Source organism: Stenotrophomonas sp. AS012628 (assembly GCF_010608305.1).
Taxonomy (GTDB): Bacteria; Pseudomonadota; Gammaproteobacteria; order Xanthomonadales; family Xanthomonadaceae; genus Stenotrophomonas; species Stenotrophomonas geniculata.
Genome location: NZ_VMBJ01000161.1, coordinates 1 through 259, shown reverse-complemented (window position 1 = coordinate 259; position 259 = coordinate 1). Strand labels below are relative to the sequence as shown.

The window sequence follows — 259 nt, the reverse complement described above, 5'->3', positions numbered from 1 at the left end:
GCGTGCTGCAGAACTGCACCTATTCGCCGTCGCTGGTGGCGCTCGCCTTCCTCGTCGCCTGCCTCGCCGGGTACACGGCACTGGACATGGTCGAGCGGGTCGGCAACAGCCTGAGCCACCCGCGCCTCTGGCAATGGATCGGGGCGTTCTGCCTGGGCAGCGGCATCTGGGCCACGCATTTCGTCGCCATGCTCGCGTTCCACGCGCCGATCGCCCTGCGCTACGACCTGCCGATCACCGGCCTGTCGCTGCTGATCGC

At 68.7% G+C, this 259-nt stretch carries 1 protein-coding gene; it reads left to right on the top strand.

Annotated elements, in window-relative coordinates; genetic code table 11:
* Positions 1 to 259: MHYT domain-containing protein (locus G5A07_RS21425; RefSeq protein WP_316248770.1), on the top strand; the 259-nt coding region annotated here is incomplete at both ends.